This window comes from Moraxella sp. CTOTU47618 (assembly GCF_032017425.1).
Lineage (GTDB): Bacteria > Pseudomonadota > Gammaproteobacteria > Pseudomonadales > Moraxellaceae > Faucicola > Faucicola tetraodonis.
The window spans coordinates 299395-326357 of record NZ_DALZPW010000002.1 but is presented as its reverse complement, the minus strand read 5'-3'; the positions used below and the strand labels follow the sequence as shown (position 1 = coordinate 326357).

23 protein-coding genes and 3 pseudogenes are annotated in these 26963 nt (G+C 42.4%); 12 read left to right on the top strand and 14 right to left on the bottom strand.

Annotation, left to right across the window (positions count from 1 at the left end):
* Window positions 1-286: 286 nt before the first annotated feature.
* The 4 genes from dnaK to dprA form a co-directional block, all read right to left on the bottom strand.
* The gene (gene dnaK, locus RTS09_RS03680) at window positions 287-2209 is read right to left on the bottom strand and encodes a molecular chaperone DnaK (protein ID WP_312534367.1); all 1923 of its coding nucleotides are present in this window, start codon (window positions 2207-2209) and stop codon (window positions 287-289) included.
* Between the two features lie 161 nt (window positions 2210-2370).
* Window positions 2371-2952, bottom strand: a complete 582-nt coding sequence (grpE, locus tag RTS09_RS03675) for a nucleotide exchange factor GrpE (protein ID WP_144918615.1) — start codon at window positions 2950-2952, stop codon at window positions 2371-2373.
* 212 nt (window positions 2953-3164) lie between these two features.
* Complete coding sequence (locus RTS09_RS03670) at window positions 3165-3770, bottom strand: L-threonylcarbamoyladenylate synthase (protein ID WP_312534362.1); 606 nt, start codon at window positions 3768-3770, stop codon at window positions 3165-3167.
* Between the two features lie 48 nt (window positions 3771-3818).
* On the bottom strand, window positions 3819-5048 hold the full coding sequence (gene dprA, locus RTS09_RS03665) for a DNA-processing protein DprA (RefSeq protein WP_312534361.1): 1230 nt from the start codon (window positions 5046-5048) through the stop codon (window positions 3819-3821).
* Window positions 5049-5083: 35 nt separating this feature from the next.
* On the opposite strand from dprA, the gene RTS09_RS03660 reads away from it, so the two are divergent.
* Window positions 5084-5206, top strand: a complete 123-nt coding sequence (locus tag RTS09_RS03660) for a hypothetical protein (protein WP_282850274.1) — start codon at window positions 5084-5086, stop codon at window positions 5204-5206.
* A 29-nt stretch (window positions 5207-5235) separates the two neighbouring features.
* Here the strand turns inward: RTS09_RS03660 and RTS09_RS03655 are convergent, their stop codons facing one another.
* A complete protein-coding gene (locus RTS09_RS03655) occupies window positions 5236-6339 on the bottom strand; it encodes a LysM peptidoglycan-binding domain-containing protein (protein WP_138017821.1) in 1104 nt (367 codons plus the stop codon).
* Window positions 6340-6722: 383 nt separating this feature from the next.
* On the opposite strand from RTS09_RS03655, the gene def reads away from it, so the two are divergent.
* Window positions 6723-7253, top strand: a complete 531-nt coding sequence (gene def, locus RTS09_RS03650; protein ID WP_050326050.1) for a peptide deformylase — start codon at window positions 6723-6725, stop codon at window positions 7251-7253.
* A 22-nt stretch (window positions 7254-7275) separates the two neighbouring features.
* Window positions 7276-7878, top strand: coding sequence for an imidazoleglycerol-phosphate dehydratase HisB (hisB, locus tag RTS09_RS03645; RefSeq protein ID WP_007117432.1), 603 nt, complete (start codon window positions 7276-7278; stop codon window positions 7876-7878).
* Between the two features lie 77 nt (window positions 7879-7955).
* Here hisB and RTS09_RS03640 read toward each other — a convergent pair whose 3' ends face one another.
* Entirely contained in the window at window positions 7956-8444 is a 489-nt protein-coding gene (locus RTS09_RS03640; protein ID WP_050326051.1) for a YajQ family cyclic di-GMP-binding protein, read from the bottom strand.
* Window positions 8445-8807: 363 nt separating this feature from the next.
* Here RTS09_RS03640 and RTS09_RS03635 point away from each other — a divergent pair.
* Together RTS09_RS03635 and RTS09_RS03630 are read left to right on the top strand one after the other, a co-directional pair.
* Window positions 8808-9200 (top strand): annotated as a pseudogene (locus RTS09_RS03635) (redoxin family protein); the annotation flags it as partial.
* Between the two features lie 6 nt (window positions 9201-9206).
* Window positions 9207-9470, top strand: a complete 264-nt coding sequence (locus RTS09_RS03630) for a glutaredoxin domain-containing protein (RefSeq protein WP_312534400.1) — start codon at window positions 9207-9209, stop codon at window positions 9468-9470.
* A 47-nt stretch (window positions 9471-9517) separates the two neighbouring features.
* On the opposite strand, the gene RTS09_RS03625 is transcribed toward RTS09_RS03630, so the two are convergent.
* On the bottom strand, window positions 9518-11491 hold the full coding sequence (locus RTS09_RS03625) for an ATP-binding cassette domain-containing protein (protein WP_312534355.1): 1974 nt from the start codon (window positions 11489-11491) through the stop codon (window positions 9518-9520).
* A gap of 133 nt (window positions 11492-11624) precedes the next feature.
* Here RTS09_RS03625 and erpA point away from each other — a divergent pair, with 133 nt between their 5' ends.
* Both erpA and RTS09_RS03615 read left to right on the top strand, forming a co-directional pair.
* Window positions 11625-11957 carry an iron-sulfur cluster insertion protein ErpA gene (erpA, locus tag RTS09_RS03620; protein WP_050326059.1) on the top strand — a complete coding sequence of 111 codons (333 nt, stop codon included), beginning with the start codon at window positions 11625-11627 and terminating at the stop codon, window positions 11955-11957.
* Window positions 11958-12340: 383 nt separating this feature from the next.
* On the top strand, window positions 12341-12697 hold the full coding sequence (locus RTS09_RS03615) for a roadblock/LC7 domain-containing protein (protein ID WP_050326054.1): 357 nt from the start codon (window positions 12341-12343) through the stop codon (window positions 12695-12697).
* Between the two features lie 41 nt (window positions 12698-12738).
* Here the strand turns inward: RTS09_RS03615 and RTS09_RS03610 are convergent, their stop codons facing one another.
* Window positions 12739-12870 (bottom strand): hypothetical protein, encoded by a 132-nt coding sequence (locus RTS09_RS03610; RefSeq protein WP_312534354.1) that lies wholly within the window; start codon window positions 12868-12870, stop codon window positions 12739-12741.
* Window positions 12871-12905: 35 nt separating this feature from the next.
* On the opposite strand from RTS09_RS03610, the gene gshA reads away from it, so the two are divergent.
* Both gshA and RTS09_RS03600 read left to right on the top strand, forming a co-directional pair.
* Entirely contained in the window at window positions 12906-14471 is a 1566-nt protein-coding gene (gene gshA / locus RTS09_RS03605; RefSeq protein ID WP_007117438.1) for a glutamate--cysteine ligase, read from the top strand.
* 134 nt (window positions 14472-14605) lie between these two features.
* Complete coding sequence (locus RTS09_RS03600) at window positions 14606-15130, top strand: disulfide bond formation protein B (protein ID WP_007117439.1); 525 nt, start codon at window positions 14606-14608, stop codon at window positions 15128-15130.
* Window positions 15131-15206: 76 nt separating this feature from the next.
* On the opposite strand, the gene guaA is transcribed toward RTS09_RS03600, so the two are convergent.
* The gene (gene guaA / locus RTS09_RS03595) at window positions 15207-16790 is read right to left on the bottom strand and encodes a glutamine-hydrolyzing GMP synthase (protein WP_312534352.1); all 1584 of its coding nucleotides are present in this window, start codon (window positions 16788-16790) and stop codon (window positions 15207-15209) included.
* Between the two features lie 490 nt (window positions 16791-17280).
* On the opposite strand from guaA, the pseudogene RTS09_RS10545 reads away from it, so the two are divergent.
* Both RTS09_RS10545 and RTS09_RS10540 read left to right on the top strand, forming a co-directional pair.
* Window positions 17281-17745: pseudogene (locus tag RTS09_RS10545) on the top strand (hypothetical protein); the annotation flags it as partial.
* A 66-nt stretch (window positions 17746-17811) separates the two neighbouring features.
* Window positions 17812-18174: pseudogene (locus tag RTS09_RS10540) on the top strand (glycine zipper domain-containing protein); the annotation flags it as partial.
* Window positions 18175-18712: 538 nt separating this feature from the next.
* Here RTS09_RS10540 and RTS09_RS03580 read toward each other — a convergent pair.
* The 5 genes from RTS09_RS03580 to dnaA all read right to left on the bottom strand — a co-directional run bounded on the left by RTS09_RS03580 (window position 18713) and on the right by dnaA (window position 26179).
* Complete coding sequence (locus RTS09_RS03580) at window positions 18713-19303, bottom strand: manganese efflux pump MntP (RefSeq protein ID WP_076776928.1); 591 nt, start codon at window positions 19301-19303, stop codon at window positions 18713-18715.
* 103 nt (window positions 19304-19406) lie between these two features.
* Complete coding sequence (gyrB, locus tag RTS09_RS03575) at window positions 19407-21899, bottom strand: DNA topoisomerase (ATP-hydrolyzing) subunit B (protein ID WP_312534349.1); 2493 nt, start codon at window positions 21897-21899, stop codon at window positions 19407-19409.
* A 435-nt stretch (window positions 21900-22334) separates the two neighbouring features.
* A complete protein-coding gene (recF, locus tag RTS09_RS03570; RefSeq protein ID WP_312534346.1) occupies window positions 22335-23507 on the bottom strand; it encodes a DNA replication/repair protein RecF in 1173 nt (390 codons plus the stop codon).
* Window positions 23508-23559: 52 nt separating this feature from the next.
* Window positions 23560-24735 (bottom strand): DNA polymerase III subunit beta, encoded by a 1176-nt coding sequence (dnaN, locus tag RTS09_RS03565; protein WP_065253946.1) that lies wholly within the window; start codon window positions 24733-24735, stop codon window positions 23560-23562.
* Window positions 24736-24838: 103 nt separating this feature from the next.
* Window positions 24839-26179 carry a chromosomal replication initiator protein DnaA gene (gene dnaA, locus RTS09_RS03560; RefSeq protein WP_007116624.1) on the bottom strand — a complete coding sequence of 447 codons (1341 nt, stop codon included), beginning with the start codon at window positions 26177-26179 and terminating at the stop codon, window positions 24839-24841.
* Between the two features lie 501 nt (window positions 26180-26680).
* On the opposite strand from dnaA, the gene rpmH reads away from it, so the two are divergent.
* The gene (gene rpmH, locus RTS09_RS03555) at window positions 26681-26815 is read left to right on the top strand and encodes a 50S ribosomal protein L34 (protein ID WP_050326012.1); all 135 of its coding nucleotides are present in this window, start codon (window positions 26681-26683) and stop codon (window positions 26813-26815) included.
* Window positions 26816-26963 lie beyond the last annotated feature (148 nt).

The following is a 26963-nucleotide window of genomic DNA, read 5'->3' as shown; positions in this document are numbered from 1 at the left end:
ACAAGTTGTTCTTGTGTTTGTTGTTATTTAGTGTACCAAAGATATCGTCTATCATCTGGTGAGCTTGATATTGTAATACGTTTTGTTTTACTCTGTCAAGCTTTATTTTAATTCTTTCTAAGCTTCGTAACTTGTTTTACTTATTTGTAAACTCTTCGTCGCTCAGTGGTGGCGTATTATACGTGAATCTGGATGGGTGTCAACACCTTTTTTAAAAATTTTCAAATAAAATAAAAAATACCGCCTTGCGGCGGTATTTTTATCGATGCTTTAATCGGTGAACTGATTATTTATTGTCATCTTTTACTTCGGTGAATTCTGCATCAACGACCCCATCATCTTGCTTGGTTTGTTGAGGTTGTGCATCGCCCGCTTCTGCCGTAGCGCCTGTGTCAGCATAGATTTTTTGACTAACAGGTAAGAAGGCATTGTCTAGGGCTTCAAGTTTTGACTTGATATCATCTAGATTATCTTCTTTGACAGCCAATTCTAGCGCTTTGATAGCGTCTTCTACTGCAGTTTTGTCGCTATCGGTTATTTTGTCAGCCGCATCTTTCATAGCTTTTTGCACGCCATGAATACGACCGTCTGCTTCGTTACGTACTTGCGCAAGTTCAGCAAATTTGGCATCTTCGGCGGCATTGGCTTCAGCATCACGAATCATCTGCTCAATTTCAGCATCTGATAGACCTGAATCGGCTTTAATTTGGATACTTTGTGCTTTACCCGTACCTTTGTCTTTAGCCGAGATATTCATGATACCATCAGCGTTGATGTCAAAGGTAACTTCAATTTGCGGTACGCCACGCGGTGCGGGTGGAATATCGGTCAAATCGAAACGTCCAAGCAATTTGTTTTGGGCGGCAATTTTACGCTCACCTTGGTAGACCTGAATAGTTACTGCTGGTTGGTTGTCATCCGCTGTAGAGAACACTTGTGATTTCTTGGTTGGAATCATGGTGTTTTTCTCGATGATTGGCGTCAACACACCGCCCATGGTTTCGATGCCTAGGGTTAACGGTGTTACGTCAAGCAGTAGTACGTCAGTTTTGTCACCAGACAGTACCGCACCTTGAATCGCTGCACCCATCGCTACGGCTTCGTCAGGATTCACATCTTTACGTGGTTCTTTACCAAAGAATTCTTGAACACGCTGTTGCACCAGTGGCATACGGCTTTGACCACCTACCAGGATAACGTCATCAATATCAGACGCTTTTAAGCCCGCGTCGCTCAGTGCGATTTTACAAGGCTCAATGGTACGGTTGACAAGCGCTTCAGTTAAACTTTCTAACTTGGCACGGGTTACGTTTACCACTAAGTGTTTTGGACCTGTGGCATCGGCAGTGATGTACGGTAAGTTAATATCGGTGCTTTGTGAGCTTGAAAGTTCGATTTTCGCTTTCTCTGCCGCTTCTTTTAGGCGCTGCATTGCCAGTGGGTCACCTTTTAGGTTCACACTGTTTTCTTTTTTGAATTCTTCAACCAAGTAGTCGATCAAGGTCAAGTCAAAGTCTTCACCGCCTAAGAAAGTGTCACCATTAGTTGACAGCACTTCAAATTGCTGCTCGCCATCAACGTCCGCGATTTCGATGATTGAAATATCGAAAGTACCACCACCTAAGTCATAAACCGCAATCTTACGGTCTGCACCGCCTTTTTTGTCCATACCATAAGCTAAAGCTGCCGCTGTAGGTTCATTGATGATACGTTTGACATCAAGACCTGCGATTTTACCTGCGTCTTTAGTGGCTTGACGTTGGCTGTCATTAAAGTAAGCAGGCACCGTTACTACCGCTTCAGTGACGTTTTCACCCAAATAATCTTCTGCAGTTTTTTTCATTTTTTTCAAAACTTCAGCAGAGATTTGAGGTGGTGCTAATTTTTTACCGTTAATGTCAACCCAAGCGTCGCCATTGTCAGCTTTGACAATTTTATATGGCACCATGCCGATGTCTTTTTGCACGACTTTGTCTTCAAACTTGCGACCAATTAAACGCTTGATAGCAAATAAGGTATTTTGTGGGTTGGTTACCGCTTGGCGTTTGGCTGATTGACCCACTAAGATTTCGCCGTCATCTTTATAAGCAACGATTGATGGGGTGGTACGTGCGCCTTCAGCATTGTCGATGACTTTAACTTTGTCACCTTCCATCACTGCAACACATGAATTGGTTGTACCTAAGTCAATACCAATAATTTTAGCCATAATTAAATTCTCCAATTTTTATTTTGATGGTAAGTGGTGATGAGCACCACGTTGTCTTGTATTTTTATATCGGTTTAACGATGGTTTTTTTCAAGCAGTTAGCAAAAGTTTTTTGCTACACTTGTTACCAATCGGTCAATCCGTTATTTACTTCTTGCTTACTAGCTACCTACGCGAACCATGGCTGGACGCAATAAACGCTCATGTAGCGTATAACCTTTTTGTAGTACTTGACCTACTTGGTTGGCGCTCGCCTCTGGGTCGATACCCACAGCTTCATGCAGGTCGGCATTAAATGTTTCGCCTTGGGGATTAACCACTTTAACGCCGTATCTTTCTAGCACCGCAATCAGCGATTTGTGGGTAAGTTTGACGCCTTCAAGCACAGGATCATTGTCGGATTGGCTATTTTCAATCGCACGTTCAAGGTTATCGACAGTGTCTAATAGGTCTTTAGCAAATTTTTCTAAAGCAAATTTTTTGGTTTTTTCGGTTTCTTGCTCCATGCGGTTGCGCGCATTGTAGGCTTCAGCATTGGCACGGGCATGGGCTTCTTTGGCTTCTTTGACTTGACCTTCAAGCTCGGCTATACGCTGCTCGTAGGTGCTCAAATTGATGTCGCTAGGAATGGTTTTTTGCTCGTTACTTGGCTCAAACTGTTCCATGGCATCTTTTAACTCTGTTGAGACCGCGTCAGTTTGGTTATGCGGTTGCGTATTTTGGTTATTATCAGCTGAATTCATCAATCATCACTCCTATTATCAAAGTAACCGTCACCAAGATAACAGTTACACGTTAAAACGGTTAAAGTTATCGGCTTTGATAATGGTGAATCCCTTTGATTTCAAGAGTGAATAGCATTATTTGCGGGTTAAAATGGCGTTTTTTCTATGAAATCCACACTAAATTTGCGTATTTATGACATGAGAAGATAAAAATTGCCAAAAACAAGGTATTAAGCGCGTACTTGTTGTTGGGTTAGTGCATCAAAAATCTGGCTAGGTCGAACAAATCCAAGGGTGTCGCCGAGTAAATAACCGATGGCATCACCAAAATAATGATAAGCAGCTGCGAAATCAGTAGCAGGTGTCAAACCCGATAGGTTACAACTCGTGGATACCAAAAATCCAAACGGGTTATGGTTGTCTGCGTGGGCAATGTGATTACATAGTTCGGCAATCATCGGATGGCTAATCACCCGTATGGCTAAGCTATCTCGCCCACCTGTGACCCACTCGGGGATTTTTCCTTGCAATGATGCAGGAATCGGTAACAACCAAGTCGTGGCTTGTGCATCTGTGGATTGCCAACTTGCCGCAATGGTGTTAACTACTTGGTGTGGTAACGGCTGTAAGAATGGCTGAATATGGGCGATATCGCCTGTGATAACAATCATACCTTTTTCGATTGGACGTTGTTTAATCGCTAAAATCTGTTTCACTGCGGTTTCGTTAAATGGATCACAGCCGATTCCCCACACCGCTTCGGTTGGATAAGCAAGTAGATTGCCGGCTTGTAAAAATTGCTGAACTGCATCGAGCTGAGTGTCATTAAATTGCATTATATACCTCGATTATTTTGTAGTTTTGTTGCTCATCGCTTATCAAAATTAAGGGCGGCAGCGCATGTATAGACCGCCGCGCTGCATCACCAGTCCCATGAGTTCAAGCTCAATCAGCCAGCCCATAAGTGTCGCAATATCGGTGCGGGTCTTATCGACCAAGCTGTCTAAATCTTGCCCGACCCAATCGAGCTGATTAAGTAGGGTCTGCAAATTTGGCGCCACATCCATCGCCAATGGCGCTTGGAGCGGCTGGGTGTTTGAAGCTGATTCGGACGGTAATTGAGGGCTACTGATGACTGCCTGTACAACTATCGGCGCTGTTTCAACCTCATTGGCTTTGACAAGCGGCGATTTAAAAATTGATAAATCTTCCAAAATTTGCGATGGATGATCGACCAAGGTCGCACCCTCACGAATCAATTGGTGGCAACCTTTGGCGTTGAGGTTGTCAATATGACTAGGAATAGCAAAAACTTGTTTGCCTTGCTCGTTGGCTTCTCTGGCAGTGATGAGCGAGCCGCTTTTTGCAGCAGCTTCTACAACCAAAGTTGCTAAACCTAGCCCAGCGACGAGACGATTGCGCCTTGGAAAATGGTAGCGATTGCTCGGCATATCAGGCAATAATTCACTAATGACGCAGCCACCTGACGCAATAATATGGGCTTTAAGGCTGGCATGATTTTTTGGGTAACAATGTTTAATACCATTGCCCAGTACCGCAATAGTACCACCTTGTGTGCCAGTCATTTGTAGACTTAACGCACCTAAATGCGCTTGTTTGTCAATGCCTTCTGCCATGCCACTGGTAATCCATAAGCCTTCGTGCGCCAAATATTGCGCCATATCAAAGGCGATTTTTTCAGCATGTGGACTTGGTTTGCGGCTACCAACAATCGCCAATTGTGGTTGGCTTAATGCAGATAAATTGCCTTGATACAATAGCAAAGGAGGTGGGTCATAGATGTTTTTTAATTGAGTCGGATATAAAGGGTCATTATGAAACACAACCCCATACTGCCCTTGTGATAGTTCTAATAGCGTATCATGCAAAAACTGGCTGGTTCGACTGGCGCTGATAAACTCAGCAAAACGTTTGTGGTGATTATCATGCAAGCCCAGCGCTTGCCAGTCTGCCAGCTTAGCTTGAATCGCTTGTTCAGCGCTACCAAAACGCGCTACAAGCTTGTTATAAACAGGCACCGATAAGTTCACTAAATGCCATAATAATAAGGCAGCCTGCTGCGCCGGGTTTAAGTTAGGCTGATAATCCTGCATCACGTATATTCCTTAGGCATGTATAGGGCTTATGAATGTTTGCTATTATAAATTTTTCTCACCATAAAAACTTTAAAGACAGCAAAGCCAGTCAAGGTGACTGGCTTTTGAACAATCGCTTACCAAGCCAAGCAAGCAAGCAAGCCAAGCAAGCATAAGCAAGGGCAAGCAAAGGTAAGCGAAATCGTTAGTTGCCGACCGCAGGCAATAAAAAATCTTGCTCATGAATCGGTGATTCTGCATCGAGTACATAAGCGTAGCTAATATCGTTAAATGCTTTAAATACCATCACATGACCGATTTGCTCACTTGGCAACCTTACTGCCCCACCTTTCACGGATGCATAGTCGTCCAAGACTAAAGCGCCTTTTTGATAAACCGTTAGCACATCGCCTGGCTGAGCGCCTTGGCTAGTACCCAAATTAATGGCAATCACCCCATCTCGACCCGCACTACTAATGGAATTTAAAATACGAATCACGCGACCGCCACGGGTAACGCTGGCAGGTTTTGGATAAAACGCGGGTGGCAAGTATTGACCGACTTCGACAAACACACGGTCCCCTTCGCGCACTTCTTGACCATACGATTTTTTAAGCTCGATACTAGAAACACCGTTTGATGCTACGCTAGTGACGATACCTGCGGCAACTTGGGTGACTTCAAGACCGATGACTTTACGGGTGGTTGGGTCAACATACGGTTCGCCCTCACGATACACGCCATAGCGTTGTCCCACAATGAGTGGCACGCCTTTAGCATATATTTTGTTACCGACACCTGTGATAATGTTTTTATCTTTTGAAGCCAGCACATAGGGGGTAGTTTTAAAGTCATCAGGCGATACGATGATATTGCGTTCAAGCCATGTTTCAATGGCAGTCAAAGGAATCGCAGGGATACTACCTGCGGCACTCACCACCGTGGTCGTAGTGGTTGGCGCGCTCATGGCTTTTTCAATGCCTGCACAGCCTTCCCCCGTGTCTACACCGACCAATTTTTGCCCTTTAATCACACATAAGATAATCACATCTTTTGGATAAATCAGATGCGGATTACGAATCTGCTTATTGGTCGCCCAAATTTCTTTCCAGCGCCACGGACTTTCTAAGAATTTACCGGAGATATCCCAAAGCGTATCACCTTTTTTCACCACATAACGGTTGGGCGCATCGGCTTTGATACGAGGTGGCGGATTATTAGCAGCGGCTAGCGAACTCACTGTCATACCAAGGGTTGCCAACAAAGCGAAGGATAATTTTTTCATTGTCGTGGTGTTATAGTTTGTCATAGCCCAATACTCAAGGTTAACGGCTTAACGCTTTAAAATGGCATACGCTTTACCATCACTTATAAAAAATCATAGCCGAATGTTGTGTTATGTGTCGCAAAATCACCAATAATTTGCACTATGTAAATTTTGGTTAGCATAGCATAAAATAATTGGGGCTTCATAAATTTTCTCTTTAATTCTCTTTAAATAGTTTTTTTAAATAATTGGTTTTTGGTAGATTTTAATCACTCAATAATTATCATTGATTATTTGCTATTGTGAAGCGATTGGATTGCACCTATATATAGGTTATAGTAGCCAAACTTTAGCGTTTGCGTTACCCTATGCCAATTTTTTTAGAGAATTTTTGCCAGATTAACCAAATTAAAAGTTGACCCATTATGGCCTTACGTACTATTTTAAACTACCCAGACCCGAGGCTTCGTACCCTTGCCAAGCCTGTTACCCACTTTGATGATGACCTAAAAACCTTGATTGATGATATGTTCGAAACCATGTATGCCGCCAAGGGTATTGGCCTTGCGGCGACACAAGTGGATGAGCACATTCAATTGGTAGTGATGGACTTATCTGAAGATGGCAGCCAGCCTCGGGTGTTTATCAATCCCATTGTGACCCCGTTAGCCGATGAATTATATAGCTACGAAGAAGGGTGTTTGTCTGTGCCCGAGTATTATGACAAAGTCGATAGACCCAAACATGTCAGAATTGAGGCTGTCGACGCGCAGGGCAACCCGTTTGTTGAAGAAGCACAAGGCCTACTTGCCGTATGTATCCAACATGAAATTGACCACTTAAATGGTAAAATTTTTGTGGATTATTTATCCAAGCTCAAACAAGACCGTGCACGTGATAAGGTGCGTAAAGTTGTCAAACAACGTGAAAAAGATGCTGAACATAAAAGATTGTGATTTTTAACTGTAAGGGAAAACCATGACCACTCGCCCATCGCGTATCGCCACCGTAACACGAAATACTGCCGAAACCCAAATCACCGTGTCTATCAACCTTGACGGTACCGGTCAAGGCAGCATTGACACGGGTGTGCCATTTCTTGACCATATGCTTGACCAAATCAAACGTCATGGCTTAATTGACATGGATATTACCTGTAACGGCGACACCCACATTGACGACCATCATAGCGTCGAAGATGTCGGTATCACGCTAGGTCAAGCCTTCAAACAAGCGATTGGTGATAAAAAAGGCATCGTGCGTTATGGACATTTTTATGCGCCGCTCGATGAAAGCCTCTCCCGTGCGGTAGTGGATATTTCAGGTCGCCCTGGACTGCACATGGATATCCCATTTACCCGTGCGATGATTGGTGGGTTTGATGTGGATTTATTCAGTGAGTTTTTCTATGGTTTTGTCAATCATGCCATGATAACTATTCATTTGGATAACTTGAAAGGCAAAAACAGCCATCACCAAATTGAAAGTACGTTTAAAGCCTTTGCTCGTGCGCTGCGTATGGCGGTGGAATATGATGAACGCGCACTCGATAGATTGCCAAGTACAAAAGAAAGTCTTTGATATTAACCCGTAAAAATAAAAGCCCTGTTTGAGACAAGGGCTTTTTTTATGCTAATTTTTGCGTGCTAATTTTTGCATTAGTCTTTAAAATTATTAAATTGCAGCGGTACACCAAACTGTTTTTCTTTTAACAGTGCCATCGCTTGCTGTAGCGTGTCTTTTTTCTTATCATTGACCCGTACTTTATCGCCTTGAATCGCTGCCGATACTTTCAAGTCCGACTCTTTTAATGCCTTACTGATTTTTTTGGCGGTATCGCCATCAAGTCCATCTTTGAGATTGACTACCTTTTTCATTTGTTTGCCCGAACCTTGATTATCCTGTGGGTCGAGCGACTGCAAATCCACCCCACGTTTTATCATGTTTTTCTCAAGCATGGCATACACGTTTTCCATCTGCAACTCATTGTCTGCGGTGATGGTGATTTTTTTGTCTTTCTCATTGAGTTCGACTTTAATATCACTGCCTTTAAAGTCAAAACGGGTGGCGATTTCTTTCTCGGTATTTTGTACGGCATGTTTAACTTCAAATAACTGTAATTCTGAAACCACGTCAAATGATGGCATGAGGTTTTCCTTATCAAATTTGTTGAATAAAATCTAAAAAATCTGCCCTATCATAACTGATTTTGTCAATTTTTAACAATTGACGGACTGTTATCACCACAGTTAATCATATAAAATAAATCATAAAACAGTAAATGATTTAAAATACTTATTAAAATAATTAACTTTTTAATAACGCTGATTACAGTTTTTTACCTTATTTGTTTGTATAATGATTAAACAAATAGGTCATTTACTAAAAAATGTAGTATAACAATTTATGATAATAAGGAGTAGGACATGGCGTTTAGCGATATGATTGGCAGACAAGTGCCAAGTGTGACTTTTCATACCCAATAGCAAGGCAAATGGGTAGATGTTAGTACGGATGAATTATTTAAGGGCAAAAAAGTAGTATTATTCGCCTTACCAGGGGCATTTACACCAACGTGTTCGTCACTGCATTTACCGCGTTACAATGAATTGGCAACTGAATTTGCTAAACTAGGCGTTGATGACATCGTGTGTGTCTCGGTCAACGATACTTTTGTTATGAATGCTTGGGCAAAAGACCAAGACTGTAGTAATGTGACCGTGATTCCAGATGGGAACGGCGAGTTTACGGAAGCGATGGGACGCTTAATTGATGACTCAGCGATTGGGTTTGGCAAACGTTCATGGCGTTATTCGATGCTGGTCGATGATGGTAAAATCGTCAAAATCTTTGATGAACCCCAAGACAGCGGTAGTGATGACCCATACGAAGTATCAGATGCTGATACCATGATTAAATACATTGACCCAAACTGGCAAGACAAACCCTCTGTCTCAATTTTTACCAAGCCTGGTTGCCCACATTGTGCCAAAGCCAAAGAAACGTTAACCCAAAAAGGCTTCAAGTTTGAAGAAATTGTACTTGGTAAAGACGCTACTATTACCTCAGTGCGAGCCATTACTGGTCGTGAAACTACCCCACAGGTGTTTATCGGTGGCAAACACATCGGTGGTAATGATGATTTACAAAAATACTTTGCTGATGCAAAATAATGTTTGATTAAATAAAAAAAGACAGTCTAGGCTGTCTTTTTTATTGGCTAGTTAAAATTATTTTCCATCTCTTCAAGTGCCATCATTAAATTCATCACCTGCTCTTCGACTGCTTCAATGTCACTTTTTAATGCCGTCTGCTCATCGAGCAACGTTAACAAATCGGCTTTTCGGCTATCATCATACAGACCTGCATCACCCAGTTTTTCTTCAACCTCACCTAGCTGTGCCATGAATTTTTCTAGTTGCTTTTCCTCGTTTTCGATTTTTTTACGGATGGGCGCGGTGAGTTTACGCTGTTCAGCGGATTTTTTGCGTTGTTCTTCTTTGGATAACGCATTGGGTAAGTTAGACGTTTCACGTGAAACATCTGTTTCATGGTCGGCTAATTTTTTGTCTTCGAGCTTTTTATTGTCGTTCGCTTGTTTGGCTTGCTGTTTACGGGTCTGTGATAACCACTGACTATAATAAGCGATGTCATTGTCAAAGATGTTACATTGACCATCATGCACCAAATATAGCTCATCGCAAACATTGGCTATCATTTCTCGGTCATGTGACACCAGAATGACCGCCCCTTCAAACTCTTGCAGAGCCATGCTCAACGCTTGCCGCATCTCTAAATCCAGGTGATTGGTCGGCTCGTCTAATACCAAAACATTGGGACGCTGCCATACGATAAGCGCAAGGGTGAGTCTTGCCCGCTCACCGCCAGAGAACAACTTGCTTTTGGTATCAATGCGCTCACCGCGAAAGTCAAAACTCCCTAAAAACGCCCGTAAATCAGCGTCTGAAGTTTTGCCTGCGAGACGCTGCAGCATCAATATAGGTGATGCTTCTCCATCGAGGCTATCCATTTGGTGTTGGTTAAAATACCCCAGTACCAAACTATCTGCAGCTTTACGCGTCCCAGCCAAGATAGGCAACTCACCCACCAAGCCTTTAATGACCGTTGATTTGCCTGCGCCATTCATCCCTAGCAGACCGATGCGGCTGTCAGGGGTAATTTGTAGGCGAATATTCTCGATAAGTGGTACACCGTTGTAACCCACACTGGCATTGTCTAGCACCAATAATGGCGATGTTAATTGCACAGGGGATTTGAACCGAAACTGAAACGGGTTGTCCGCCATGATAGGCGCTAGCTCGGTCATCCGCTCCAGCTGTTTGACACGGGCTTGCGCTTGTTTGGCTTTAGAAGCTTTGGCTTTAAAACGGCGAATAAAATCTTCAAGGTGGGCACGGGTTTCTTGTTGTTTTTCAAACTGTTGCTGCTGCTGGGCTAGGCGTTCACTGCGGGTACGCACAAAGGTGCTGTAATTGCCTGTATAAAGGGTCATTTGTTGGTTTTCAATATGCAAGATATTGCTCACTACATTATCCAAAAACGCTTGGTCATGCGAAATCATGAGTAGCGTGCCATCATAGGCTTTGAGCCATTCTTCAAGCCACAAGATGGCATCTAAATCCAAGTGGTTGGTCGGTTCATCAAGCAACAATAAATCCGCTCGGCTCATTAAGGTTTTGGCAAGGTTTAGGCGCATACGCCAGCCCCCTGAAAAACTACTCACAGGTTGGCTTTCTTGAGCGACATTAAAGCCAAGTCCTGTCATGGTTTGGGAGGCTTTTGCAGGGGTACTATAACCATGGATATCATCGAAGCGCGCGTGCACATGGGCAAGCTCATCTTCTGACAAAGTATCTGGATGGTTAATCTTATCTTGCAGCTCAAAGTATTCTTTGTCGCCACTGAGCACAAAATCTATTGCCGATTGGTCAGTACTTTCAATCTCTTGCGCCATATGACCGATTTGCCAACTGTTTGGAACCGATAGACTGCCTGTGTCGAGTGCCAATTCGCCTTCGCCCTTTTGGGTCAATAGCGTCGCAAAAAAACTGGATTTACCTGTGCCATTGTTGCCTGTTAACCCGATTTTCCAACCTGGATGGATTTGCAAATTAACATCTTTAAATAATACCCGCCCATCACGGCGAATACTGGCATCTTTTAGTTCTATCATAATCGGCTCAAAACTCAAAAAATTTGACTAAAATTAAATGGGAAAAATTCTTGATAGTATAAAGCAAGCACCCCATAATAAGAAAAAAGTTTTTATAAGGAATACTCCGATGAGCGATACCGTAACTGATAGTATGGTTGATGGCATGACCTTGACCGATAATGCTGCCAAAAAAGTGCGTAGCCTACGTGATTCAGAAGGCAATAACGACTTGATGCTACGCGTATATGTGACGGGTGGTGGCTGTTCGGGTTTTTCGTATGGTTTTAATTTTGAAGAGAACTTGGGCGATGATGATGCTACCTTTAGCAACGATGACGTAGCATTGGTCGTTGATAGTTTGAGCTACCAATATTTACATGGCTCAACCATTGATTATGTGGAAGGCTTGGAAGGCTCGCGTTTTACCGTCAACAATCCAAACGCCACCACGACTTGTGGTTGTGGTTCGTCATTTTCTATCTAGCTTTACTGGCTAATTTTACTGTGGTTTTTTACCTAGTTTATTTGAATGATTAAAAGGCTTGAGCTTAAATATAGTCAATAACTGTTAAGTTTAGCCTTTTAATTTGCGTTTATCCTGTATTTGTTACCTTTGAACAAAATCATCTACATTTTTTTAGCGTTTATCAGATTTTATTTGTGTTGTCAGCCTTTATCCATAATAATGGTGTGATCTACAGCGTAATAACACCTAAGTGTTATCATCAAGTACCCTAATATAGGTTGACATTAATTTATTCTTGTTAATTACTTAACGTTAAATGTGTTAATGATTTAAGTTTGTTAGCTAAGCAATGATAATTAAGCAATCTTTATTATTAATTTAATAATACCAAGGAGCTTATCATGGCTAAATTATCTTTAGACTCACTCAATAACATCGATGGTTTTATTGCAGCTGCATTGGTTGACAGCGAATCAGGTCTAGCCCTTGCCACAACGGGTAATGGTATCGACCTTGAAGTTGCAGCAGCGGGAAACACTGAAGTAGTACGTGCAAAACGTAAAGCTTCTAAAGCTTTAAACCTTAATGATAATATCGAAGACATCCTAATCACATTAAGTAAACAATATCACTTAATCCGTCCGCTAGTCCGTAACGAAAACCTATTCTTATACCTAGTACTTGATCGTCAAAAATCAAACTTAGCCATGGCGCGTCATGAATTAAAAGGGTTTGAGACTGAATTAGATTTCTCTTAATGCCTTGTTGTTGATTAAAAGTTTTAGGTAAAAATTACCGCTTAATCAAATAATACGATAGTTTTTATCATACCCACGGTATTTACTGTGGGTTTTTTACGTTTGGCGATTATCGCAATTGGTAATTTCGTCATCACGATATTTTGATAGTGTTTGCCTAAATTTGGTGGCATAATTTCACACAATTAACAATAATTCTAGGATAACTATGACCCAAGCGCCTCAAACTTGTACTTCTTTGCAGCTACCTACTTGGCTGACCGCTGAAAACATTCATGGCATGCTACGGGGTATCGAAAAAGAAGGCTTACGTATGAGCCCTGAGGGATATATCGCCACTACCCCACACCCGGCAAAGCTTGGCTCAAAACTCACTCACCCTTTTATCACTACTGACTACGCCGAAAGCTTGTTAGAGCTAATTACTGAGCCAAAACCCACGGTGAAAGAAGCGCTTGATATGCTGCGTGATTTGCATATTGTGGTTCAAAATGCTTTGACCGATGATGAGCTGTTTTGGTCGATGTCGATGCCTTGTATGATTTCGGACGATGAAGATATTTTGCTGGCAGACTATGGCACCTCAAACTCAGGTAGATTAAAAACCCTCTATCGTCACGGCTTGGGTATTCGCTATGGTCGCCGTATGCAGACCATTGCTGGATTGCATTATAATTTATCATTTGGTGATAATTTATTCACCGCTTGGCAACAGCAGTTAGGTGATACCCAGTCATTAACTGAATTTAAAAATGAAAAATACTTGGGTCTGATTCGTAACTTCAAGCGTCTAAGTGGTATGGTGCTGTATTTGGTTGGTGCAAGTCCTGCCGTGTGCGCGTGTTTTTTAAAAGGTCGCGAGCATCCGCTAAAGCCAATGAACGCATCAACTTACTATTTACCCAACGCCACTTCCCTGCGTATGGGCAAACTGGGTTACCAAAATAGCGTACAAGATGATTTAGATATCCGCTACAACAGTCTTGATGAATATGTCGCTGGTTTGCGTAATGCCATCCACACGCCGCATCCTAATTTTAGCGCGTTGGGACTCGATGACGACAACGGCTACCCCATTCAAATCAATGACCATATTTTGCAGATTGAAAACGAGTACTACAGCCCGATTCGACCCAAACAAATCACCCAACCTGGCGAAAACCCCAGTGATGCCTTAGCCAAGCGCGGTATCGCTTATGTGGAACTCCGAGCGATTGACTTAGATCCGTATAGCGAAATCGGTATCAGCTTAAATACCGCCTGTTTTATGGAAATTTTAGCATTGTACTGCCTATTGCTAGATAGTCCTGACTTATTGCCCGATGAAGATGCCCTACTTGCTCAAAACCAAGAAAAAATTGTCAATCAAGGGCGCGAGCCAAACTTAATGATTGATACACTAGCAGGGCAAGTCGCATTTAAAGACTGGCTAGTACAGCATTTGCTAGGTATGCGTAAGCTATCAGAACTCTTAGATGTCACCTATGGTAGTAATGATTACCGCAACGCGTGGCAATCAATGATGGCAAAAGCGCAAAATCCCGACAATACCCTATCAGCACAAGTATTAGCCGATACCGAACGCTTTGATAGTAGCTGGCAGTTTGGTAAGTCACTGGCGCAAATGCATGCCAATCGCTTAAGACATCAAGGATTGGTCCCTGAGCAAATGACTTACTTCGAGCAGCTTGCCAAAGACTCTGTGCGTGAGCAGGCTGATATCGAGCAGAATGACACACAAGATTTTTATGCATATGTAGGTCAATTTCGCTAATTAGTAGGTGCTAGTTATCAGGTGCCAGTTAGCAGGTATCGTTGCGCTGATTATTTTATAGGGTTAAATTTCTAAAATTCTAAGCGCTATTGTTTGGCTTATTCTTTTTCACTAAATTGTTTGATGGTTTTTTTATGCGTGATGCTTCATTGACCCACAGCTTGTTAAGTTATCGGGGACTGACAGGACTATTGACGTTAGCCAGCATTATTGGCATGAGTTTCGCCTATTTTTATTTGCAAGGGGTGGTAAAATTAGACCCGTGTCCGCTGTGTATCTTTCAGCGAGTGGGTTTGATTGTGATGGGGATTTTTGCCTTTATCGCCTTTTTGCTCAATCCAAAACAAGCTTGGGCAAAGATTTTGTTGATGTTTGGCGCGCTGCTCGGCATTTTGTGGTCAATTGCTGTGGCGATTCGCCATGTATGGATTCAACATCTGCCACCTGACCAAGTCCCGTCGTGTGGTCCTGGGTTAGACTATTGGATGGATACCTTACCGATTGCCCAAGTGTTGAAAGAAGTGTTTAAAGGTTCTGGCGAGTGTGCGGTGATTGACTGGACGTTTTTAAGCTTTAGTATCCCAGAATTATCACTGGGGTTTTTTAGCATTTTATTGGTAATGATTGTTTTGGCGATCCGTAAAAGCAATACTCGATAACACTATCGGTCGTGGTTTAAAACCATAAAAAAGGCGATAATCAATCGCCTTTTTTTATTAGCTTTTTTTAATCGCTTTATTCCCATTCAATGGTCGCTGGTGGCTTACTTGAGATATCGTAGGTCACACGTGAGACTTCTTTGATTTCATTCATGATGCGATTGGACACGGTTTCAATCAAATCATACGGTAAATGGGCAAAACGTGCTGTCATAAAGTCGATGGTTTCAACCGCTCGTAACGCAATCACCCATGCATAACGGCGACCATCACCGACCACGCCCACTGATTTTACCGGTTGGAACACGGCAAACGCTTGTGCGGTTTTATCATACCAACCAGATTTTTCCAACTCTTGCATAAAGATGGCATCGGCTTGACGCAAAATATCGGCATATTCTTTTTTCACTTCACCCAGGATACGCACGCCTAGACCTGGACCTGGGAAAGGATGACGATAAATCATTTTTTCAGGTAGCCCTAATGTCACACCAAGCTTACGAACTTCATCTTTAAACAAATCACGTAAGGGTTCAATGAGTTTGAATTGCAAATCGTCTGGCAAGCCACCGACATTGTGGTGCGACTTGATTACATGCGCTTTGCCTTGGTGACTTTTTGCAGATTCAATGACATCGGGGTAAATGGTACCTTGTGCTAAGAATTGAATGCCTTTGCCCTCACCCGACAGTTCACGTGCGGTATCCGCAAACACATCGATGAAGGTTTTGCCAATGATTTTACGTTTGGCTTCTGGATCGCTAACGCCAGCCAATGCGGTCAAAAAACGTTCCTCAGCATCCACGCGAATGACTTTAACGCCCATGTTTTCAGCAAAGATTTGCATCACTTGGTCGCCTTCATGGAGCCGTAACAAACCATTATCAACAAACACACAGGTTAGCTGCTCGCCAATCGCTTTGTGAAGCAGTGCGGCTACCACCGAGCTATCTACGCCGCCCGAAAGCCCCAGCAACACTTGCTCATCGCCAATTTGTTGTTTTAACTGCGCGACACGCATCTCAACGATATTGTCCGGTGTCCAGGCATTGGCACAGCCACAGATTTGGTGCACAAATCGGCTAATCAATGCTTCACCTTGCAAAGTATGGGTCACTTCTGGATGAAACTGCACTCCGTAATAATGCTTACTCTCATTTGCCATCGCCGCAATGGGACAGCTTGGGGTTATCGCAGTCACTTCAAAGCCTGCAGGTAACTCAACAACTTTATCACCATGACTCATCCAAACGTGTAATTTGTTGGGCTCATCTTCAATGCCGTTAAAAAAGCTATCTTGAGCGGTTTTTTCAATGATAGCAGCGCCAAACTCTTGGTGACTACTGGCTTCGATTTTGCCACCAAACCGATCTGCCATCGCCTGCATACCATAGCAAATGCCTAGTACAGGCACATTGATATCAAATACGGCGTCATTAATTTTTGGGCTATTTTCTGCATATACGCTCTCTGGACCGCCCGATAAAATAACCCCTTTTGCACCAAAGTCGTGAATGCGCTGTGCGTCGATATCGTATGGGTACATTTCACAGAATACCCCTGCTTCGCGCACGCGGCGCGCAATCAGTTGACTGTACTGTGAACCATAATCCAGTACCAAGATACGGTCTTGTTTGATTGAGTGGTTGGATGTTGACATACGAGCCTCTTTAAATTTGGATAAATAGCTTAATTGAACCAATGCTAACAGGTTTCAAAAATTTATGGGTATTCTACCAATTAACGGCTTTATTTGCTGATTTTTATAGGGTGAAAAATAGCTACATAACTGTTTTAAGTAAAAACTCTGCCTAAAAAATTTTTATAATCGACGGTCTTTAATTACGTTTTTTTGTATCCCTTTCACCAATTGATTATCTTTGTTACACAAACATCATCTAATAGGCTTTAGGTTTACCAAACTCTACGAAAAAGACTGATCATAATACTATACAGCAAATACAAAAATTTATTATTATGAAACGGTAATAACCGAAAACGGATTGATGAAAAAATTGATTTTAATTTATTGATTTTAAGTTAACGTCACTTTTAATCGTTTTACGACAATAAAAATAATAGCCATATTAAAAATTTTTTCTAAACACTCGTATGGCTTGGATGAAAAAACTTCAAATGAGGATACCATTATGGTAGATAATATTAATAATTCAGACTTAAACCGCGACCCTATCACTGGTGAACCAGGCTCACATCCAATCGGTACTGCAATAGGCAGTATGGGTGGTGCGGCTGCAGGTGCAGCCATTGGTGCTATCGGTGGTCCACTAGGTATGTTAATCGGTGGCGCAATTGGTGCTATCGCGGGTGGTGCTGCAGGTCACGCTGCAGGTGAAGCGATTGACCCAACTATTGAAGATACTTATTGGAACGATACCTATTCACAAACGACCTACTATAAAGATGGTTATGATTATACCACTGACTATCAACCAGCTTATGCCGTCGGTTATGCCAATCGTGCAAAATACCCAGCCGGTACAACGTTTGACAGTGTTGAATCAGACCTTGAACGTAGCTGGCATGAAGTAAAAGGTAATTCACGTCTTGCATGGGAAGATGCCAAAGAAGCCATTCGTGATGGTTGGGATAGAACAGACGCGCGTATTTCTGGTCAGGAATATTCACCACGTCTTCGTACGGTGGATGGCTATGCAGAAGGTGAAGAAAAAGGCCATCCTGTTGCTACTGGTACAGGTGCATTAGGTGGTGCCGCAGCAGGTGCAGCCGTTGGTTCAGTAGCCGGTCCTGTTGGTACCTTAGTGGGTGGCGCTATCGGCGCGGTAGCAGGTAGCGCGGCAGGTCATGAAGTCGGTGAAGCAGTCAATCCTACCACCGCTGAAGATGCTTACGAAAAACCTCACCCAGTTGCCAGTGGTTCTGGGGCACTAGGTGGCGCCGCAGCCGGTGCAGCCGTTGGTTCAGTAGCGGGTCCTGTCGGTACCTTAGTGGGTGGCGCGATTGGCGCTGTAGCTGGGGGGGCAGCAGGTCATGAAGTCGGTGAAGCAGTCAATCCAACTGAAGCAGGTGAACAGCGTAAAGAAGCTAACCCTGTTGCCAGTGGTACAGGTATGGCAGCCGGTGCCGCTACAGGCGCAGCGATTGGTGCGGTAGGTGGTCCCGTAGGTTCAGTGGTGGGTGGTGCAATTGGTGCCGTAGCAGGTGCAGCCACAGGTAATGCCGTAGCAAATACGCTTGAAGGTAATACGGAAGAAGATACCTACTGGCGTAATAACTACAATACCACGACTTACTATAGCCAAGGCTATGATTACGATACCGACTATCGCTCAGCGTATGATTATGGTTACCGTGCCCGTCATCATTTTAATACAGCTAATGAGTTTGAAAGTGTTGAAAATGACTTACGCAATGATTGGGAACAATTCAAAGGTAGTTCTCGTTTGACTTGGGACCAAGCTCGCCTAGCAGCCCGTGATGCATGGTATCGTATTGAGCGTTAATCCATGGATTAAGCTTAACAATAAAAAAAGACTTTCATTGATTTGAAAGTCTTTTTTTATTTAACAAATTAAATTCAAAGCCAAAAAAGCCAGTTTATTAAATTACCATTTTGATGCCAATACCGATTAACACTAACCCACCAAAAATTTCAGCCTTACTCTCAAGCCACGTGCCAGATTGCTTGCCCATAAATACGCCGATAAAGCTAAAAATACCTGTTACTACGGCAATTACCGCACAGGATACATAAGGATTGACCGGGATTAAATTTAAGGTAAATCCCGCTGCCATTGCATCAATACTGGTTGCAATCGCTAAAGTAGTCATGGTTTTATGCGTAATGACAACATTGGGATCATTGGCGATATCTAAAGCAATATTGTGCGGTGTGGAGTCTTGTGATGTCGCATCTTTATCATCACCAGCTAAGGCTTCATACAGCATTTTTCCACCAAGCCCCACCAAAATAATGCACGCGATCCAAGGCGCCCAATTTGCGATAAATCCTAAGATTGAACGTCCACCGAGATAACCAATCAAAGGCATCAAACCTTGAAAGACGCCAAAATATACGCCTGCCATAACCGCAATTTTGGTCGTATCTTGGCGATGTTTGGCACCCAATCCAATCGCTACAGCAAAGGCATCCATCGATAAGGCTATCGCTAGCAGTAATAAGGCAATCATGTGATATCTCTTTTAAAAATTCAAGCTCAAATAAAACCACCTTATTACAACATAAGGTGGTTTCCATTGTATTAAAGTATTAAAACACGACTCTAAAATTGGGTTAAATATCTAAGTTAGTCACCGTTAACGCGTTCTCCTCAATAAAGGCACGACGCGGCTCTACATCATCCCCCATCAGACACGAGAATAAATGGTCAGCAGCAATCGCATCTTCAATGGTGACTTTTAGCATATGGCGGTTTTCTGGATCCATCGTGGTTTCCCACAATTGATCAGCGTTCATCTCTCCTAACCCTTTGTAACGCTGAATCGCTAAACCACGGCGCGCATCACTCATAATAAATTGCCATAGATAACCCATGTCTTTGATCGGCAGTTTTTTATCACCTTTAGCAATATAAGCGGTATCTGACAACATGTCTTTCCACTGGCTGGTCAAGCGATGCAAACGGCTATACTCACCTGAACCAATAAATGCGGTATCTAATAAGTAGGCGTGTGGCAACTGATGGATAAAAATCGTCACGCGCGGTAGATAATAGGTTTTTTGATGATCGCCTTCTTGTTTGCTAAAGGGCTCTAATTCAATTTGTGGGTCTAACCCGTCTGCCGTCACTGCTAGATTCTGCGCTAACGCTTCTAGCCAATTTCGCATTTGCGCTTCATCTTCAATCATTGGCATGCTAAGTTTGCTGGTGATTGCCAACGCATCCAATACGGCGCTTGGATATTTGATTTGCAAACGGTTTTTGATGGTCTGAGTTTGGTTATAATCATTGAGCAAGCTTTCTAGCGCTTGCCCTGTTATCGCAGGCGTACCTTCACTCAAATGCAACTGGGTATCGTCAATGGTTGACGACAATAAATAGGCCTTTAACGCTTCATCATCTTTAACATACAATTCTTGGCGACCTTTTTTCACTTTATACAGCGGTGGCTGCGCAATATAAATATGACCACGTTCTAATAGCTCTGGGGTTTGACGGAAAAAAAACGTCAGGAGCAAGGTGCGAATATGTGAACCATCCACGTCCGCATCGGTCATGATGATAATTTTGTGATAGCGTAATTTATCAGGATTGTACTCATCAGGTCCGATGCCTGTACCTAATGCGGTAATCAAGGTACCCACTTCCTGCGACGATAGCATCTTATCAAAACGCGCACGTTCTACGTTTAGAATTTTACCTTTTAGCGGTAAAATCGCCTGCATCTTACGGTTACGACCTTGTTTGGCAGAACCACCTGCCGAGTCCCCTTCCACAATGTACAGCTCTGACATTGCAGGGTCTTTTTCTTGGCAATCAGCAAGTTTGCCTGGCAGACCTGCGATATCAAGGGTGGTTTTACGGCGGGTCATTTCACGAGCTTTACGCGCCGCTTCTCGCGCACGGGCGGCATCGATGATTTTACCAGCAATCCCTTTGGCAGCATTGGGATTTTCAAGCAAGTAAGCGCTAAACTTATCGTGCATGGCTGATTCAACCGCGGGTTTGACTTCACTTGATACCAGTTTGTCCTTGGTTTGGCTTGAGAATTTTGGGTCAGGTACTTTGACAGAAATAATCGCCGTTAAACCTTCACGCGCATCGTCACCTGTTACCGCAACTTTTTCTTTTTTCATCAAGTTTTCGCTATCCATATAGCTATTTAGGCAGCGTGTTAAAGCCGAACGAAAACCAGAAAGATGGGTACCGCCATCTTTTTGCGGGATATTGTTGGTAAAGCATAATACTTTTTCGTTGTAGCTATCTGTCCATTGCAATGCTACTTCGACGCTGATACCGTCATTTTCTTCACTGGTAAAATGAAACACGTCATTTAGCCCAGTTTTTCCCGCATTGATGTAATGAACGAACTCAGATAGACCGCCAACGTGCTCGAACTCATGGCGTTTGTCATCGCGCTCATCCGTCAACACGATGCGTACACCTGAGTTTAAAAAAGACAATTCGCGTAAGCGCTTGGCGAGAATTTCAAAATCAAAAATCGTGCCTGTAAAAATATCATCGCTTGGATAAAAACGCACTTGTGTGCCTGTTTGCTGGGTGGCTTCAAGCTGCTCGATAGGCGCTACGGGCTCACCATCGGCATACGTTTGGCTATAGTGGTAACCGTCACGCCAGATATCGAGCACCAGTTTTTTTGATAACGCATTAACCACTGAGACACCGACACCGTGCAACCCACCTGAGACTTTATAACTGTTGTCGTCAAATTTACCGCCCGCATGCAGTACTGTCATGATAACCTGTGCGGCTGACACCCCTTCTTCTGGGTGAATATCGACAGGAATACCGCGTCCATTGTCTTTGACGCTGACCGATTCATCTTCATGGATGATAATATCAATTTGATCACAGTGACCCGCCAAAGCTTCATCAATGGCGTTATCCACCACTTCAAACACCATATGATGCAAACCTGTGCCATCGTCGGTATCGCCAATGTACATACCAGGGCGTACACGCACGGCTTCTAAACCACGTAGTACGCGGATACTGTCAGAACCATAGGCTTTATTTTCTTGATGACTTGATTGGGTAATAGATTGTTGTGTCTGATCGGCTACATTCGCAGATGTATCAGTCATGATGACTCCATAAGTTTTGCATGGCAAAAACGTCAGAACATACTCGATTTTATGGTCAAAATCGTTGATTTTTTTCTTAGTTTTTTGGCGAAAAATAAAGGGTTTATTGTAGCAAATTTTAGGGGAAAAGTCACTGAATGTCCCGGCTTATGAGAGGCAAAATAGTGATTTATCTGAGCTAGAAAAGCGGGAGTTTAAGTTACATCAGTTTGAAAAAATACTTAATCATCTAGGGCGTGTCCCTATTTGGATAATGAGGCTAAAAATAGACTAAATCGCCAGCAAAACAAGGCAAATTGTGCAGATAATATTGGAATATTGTCAAACAATTTAACGCAGTTTTGCCAGATTTAGGCATTTTTAGGCCATTAAAAATACTTTGTTCCGAATTAGGGACACGCCCTAGCCTTAGTCGCCTAAAAATGTTATTGGTTTTTATAGGTAATTTTTAATAGGTTGTGTTTCAAGCGGTAATTGTCTAATGCTTCCCTGTTCCACGTGAAACAGTTTTATATTATCCTGCCAAATTTTCTGAATATTCTTGACGATATCTTGGGTAAGACTGGTGATAAACAGCTGTGAATTAACTTGTTTTAAGCCAGTTAATAACAACATAAGCGCGTCGTTGTCCAATTCCGCTGTGATATCGTCCACCAATACCAAAGGTACTTTATCGACCTGGTTGAGTAACGGTAACTGCGATAAGCGAAGCGCCATGACCAATAATTTTTTTTCACCCCGTGACAGCATATCGGTGGCAAGCAATGTCTGCTTGTGTTTATGCCCTGCTGCATCGGTATGCACTAAATCTAGCACAACATTGATATCAGCCCGATGGCATCCCATACGCGTATAGCCAAGCTCAATGTCAGACGCGAAACGATTGGCTAAGGTAATTGCTAAGCCAGCTTCAGTATCAAACCCCGGTGTATAACGCAATCGTAATTTTTCGGCATACTGGGGTAAAAATTTTTGCACTTGCGCCAAAAAATGGGGCTGCCATTGTTCAATGATGTGGGCCCTTGCTTGGTGAATTTTTTCTGCATGTTGGCTTAGCTGGTGATCCCAAGCTGACAGTTCTTGCTGTTGCAGGCTAGTTAATGAGACATTACCAACATTTTGCTTTAATAAGCTGTTGCGTTGTTTTAATAGACGCTGATAAGACAGCCAATTGGGATGAAATGATTGTTCCACGTGAAACCCTAACCAATCTAATATTTCACGCCTTGCTTGACTACCGTCCTCTAGTTGGGCAAGGCTCACAGGCTCGAGTAATAGTGTGGGTAGCAGCTGCGCAAGTGGGCTTTGGGTGACAAGCGACTGCCCATTGAGTCGCAATTGCGTGGTAGCGTCTTGGGATTTGGCAATAGCGACCGTTTGATCATGATTGAGCCTAGCAAAAACCGTCGTATCGCTAAAACCATGCTCAATATAATGCCTCGGTTGATGATGGCGAAAACTTTTGCCGCGCGATAATAAATAGATGCTTTCTAATAGCGACGTTTTCCCGCTGCCATTTTGACCCAAGAACACATTACAACTGCTGGGTTGTAATTCAATCGTGTGAAGATTGCGAAAATGATGAATAGCTAATTCAATAATTTGCATGATTTATCTACTTGACTACTCATCACTAAATTGAAAAAAATTTGCCCGCTGACTAAATACGCATTGGCATAACTACAAACTCGTGTTTGCTATCGTTGACTTGCTGTACCAATACCGAAGCATTGGCTTGGCTCATATGAAAGTCAATTTCCCCTTGCAATACATTAAGTACATCTAGCAAATAAGCCACATTGAATGATATTTCTAATGGCTCACCTTGGTATTTAACCTCAAGCTGCTCACTGGCTTCATCTTGCTCAGCATTGCTAGCACGCACCATCAAATTGTTATCACCTGAAAAATCAAAAATTACGCCACGCGATTTCTCATTACTCAAAATAGCCACGCGGCGAAGCACATTCGCTAATTGCTCTTGGCTGATACGGGCAAGTTTGTTGGTTGACGACGGCATGACGCGGCGATAATCGGGAAACTTACCATCAATCAGGCGTGCGGTAAAAGCCACCATGATGGCATTTTTTAGCTGTCCTGTACTATCGACTTCACCAAAGGGTAGTAAGACTTGTAAAAATTCACGGCCGACATTGAGGGTGATTTTATTGTCTTGATTCGGTAGCATGCGTTTAAGCTCTGCTAACAAACGTTGTAATTCAAGTACAGCTTTTCTTGGTAAAATTGCATCAAGTGCCACGCTCTCATCACACGCTATCACAGTACGTGCCAATGCCAAACGGTGACCATCGGTCGATACTGTCGCCAATTGCCGCTCTTTAACCTCAAACAGCATACCGGTGAGATAGTAACGCACGTCTTGCACTGCCATCGCAAAATGCGTTTTATCGAGCAAATCGACTAGGTCTTCACGGCCCAATTGGATAGGCGTGACTTGCTCGGGCTCACCCAATAGGGGAAAGTCTTGGGCAGGCAAAGTGCTGAGTTTAAAACGACTACTACCGCAGACAATTAAACACTGATTGTCGTTAGCGACAGTGATAGAGACCGGTAAACCGTCGGGCAATAATTTTACGATATCTTTGAATTTGTTGGCAGGAACGGTGATTTCACCTGGTTGTTTGCACGCCGATGCTGGCAAATTAAGGGTGGCTTGTAATTCAAGCTCCAAATCTGACGCTACCATCACCAATTGAGAGTCGGTTAACGCCAATTTCATATTCCCCAAAATCACCATGTTATGGCGTTTGTCAGCGGCTTTTGAAATTAAATTAATCGCTTGTAGTAACAAATCGCGAGAGATTACTAATTGCATGGCACCGCCTCAAATCAAAATGAATGGTTTAACAAATGGAAAAATTACAATCTATTATACGGGGTAATTAACTAAAAATCTTTTTAATCGAGTTAACAAAATACTAGGTCTGTAACATTAATTTTAATGAGCGATAATCCTTATCAAACATCAGATCGCTGACACAAAGTTCTTGAACTTTCTCACAGGCGTGCATCACCGTGGTATGGTCGCGACCGCCAAATGATTGACCAATTTCTGTAAAGCTGTTGTTGGTTAGTTCACGTGCTAAACTCATAGCCACTTGCCGCGGACGAGCGATATGACGTAAACGCTTTTTACCCATTAAGTCTTTGACTGAGATATCATAAAACTCAGCAACAACTTTACGAATATTATCCATACTGACCGCTTGTACACGCATGGCAATCAAATCTTTTAACGCCATTTGTACCAGTTCTAAATGGATAGGCTGATTGAGCAGACGGGAAATGGCTAAAACTTTGTTGAGCGCGCCTTCCAATTCTCGCACATTGGCGATGATATGCTGAGCGATAAAAATAGCGCACTCTTTTGGCAAAATCACCTCTTGCGCCTTGGATTTTTTTTGCAAAATTTGAATACGGGTTTCTAGCTCTGGCGGCTCTAACGCCACGGCCACCCCCCAAGCTAGACGTGACTTTAAACGCTCGTCAAAATCAGTCAGTGCACTCGGGTGTTTATCGGATGCCAAAATCACCTGTTTATTTTTGCTCATAAAGTCATTGAGCAATAGCAAAAACTGCTCGCTACTTTTTTGCTTGCCGGCAATCACATGAATATCATCAATAATCAACAAATCGGCTTTTTTAATTTTATCTTTGAACTCATCGATTTTTTGTGTTCTTAATGAATGCACCAGCTGGTTGACAAACTTATCGGAAGTAAAGTAATAAAAACTTTTGCCTTGCTTTAAAATCTCATGGGCAATTGCTTGCATCAAATGGGTTTTTCCCAAACCTGTCGCACCATAAATAAACAGCGGATTATTTTTAGATTGACCCAAGTTGTTAGCAGTCTCTCGGCAAATACTATAAGCAATTTGATTGGATTTTGCGGTTACGAATTGGTCAAACGTAAAATGCGGATCGATATACTGAAAGGAGCGTTGCTGCTCAGTTTTTACCAGTGTCACTTTTTGCTCACCAAACTCTTGTTTACTAACGGCGTCGGTGATTGCGTTACCCTTATCAATTTGAATTTGCACCTGAATCGGTAAGGTGGGCTCAAGCTGTTGTAAAATCGTTTGAATTTGACTTAAATGATTTTTTTCAACATAACTGGCAAAGTACTGGTTAGGTACATTGACAACCATCGTGTTATTATGCATCGAGGCGGATAATGGGCGAATCCACATGGTAAAAATATTATCAGGTACTTGATATTTTAATTCGTCAACGCACTTAAGCCATAATGCATCAGCCATAACTTTGCTTTCCTAATCCAAGCATCTTCAAAATTGGTGTAATGTATCATAAAACAGCGATTTTACAAATAAAATTATTGTGGATAACAATGTGGATATAATTGTTGATAAGTAAAAACAGGAAATTACTAACAAGCTATCAACGGTTTATATACATACTTATCAACATGGCAAATATTTGTTTTTTTATGATTTTTAGTTAAATATCCACAGAAATAGACCTGCTTAATAATAATAAATAATACTTATTGAATATATAATAATAAAATAATTTTTTGTGGATAACTTTTGTTGAATGGTATTTGTTATACAAAAATGTTATTTTAAATAAATAAAATAATTGATTGTGTCTGGGATTTAAAGAAAGAAATTAACCAATAATCTTAGTTATCCTTGACCTATTGGTTAAAATTAAGGATAATACTAGATTAACTGTTTTGAAATTTTGTATTTTAACCGCTATCGGTTAAATATCATGTAAATTTAGCCAAGGTGAATCGCATGAAACGCACTTTCCAACCAAGCGTAATCAAACGTAAACGTACTCACGGTTTCCGTGCTCGTATGGCTACTAAGAATGGCCGTCAAGTTTTAGCTCGTCGTCGCGCTAAAGGCCGTCATCGTTTAACGGTGTAATGTCTGTTTCTTAACTTGATTTAATGATAATGTTGACATTAAAACAGGTTATAGTAAAAAGCGATATACTTCTTATATCGCTTTTTTTATTGTTATACCCGAAGTCCGTTCGTAACCTACGCTTAGCGTACTCCTCTACTCTATTATT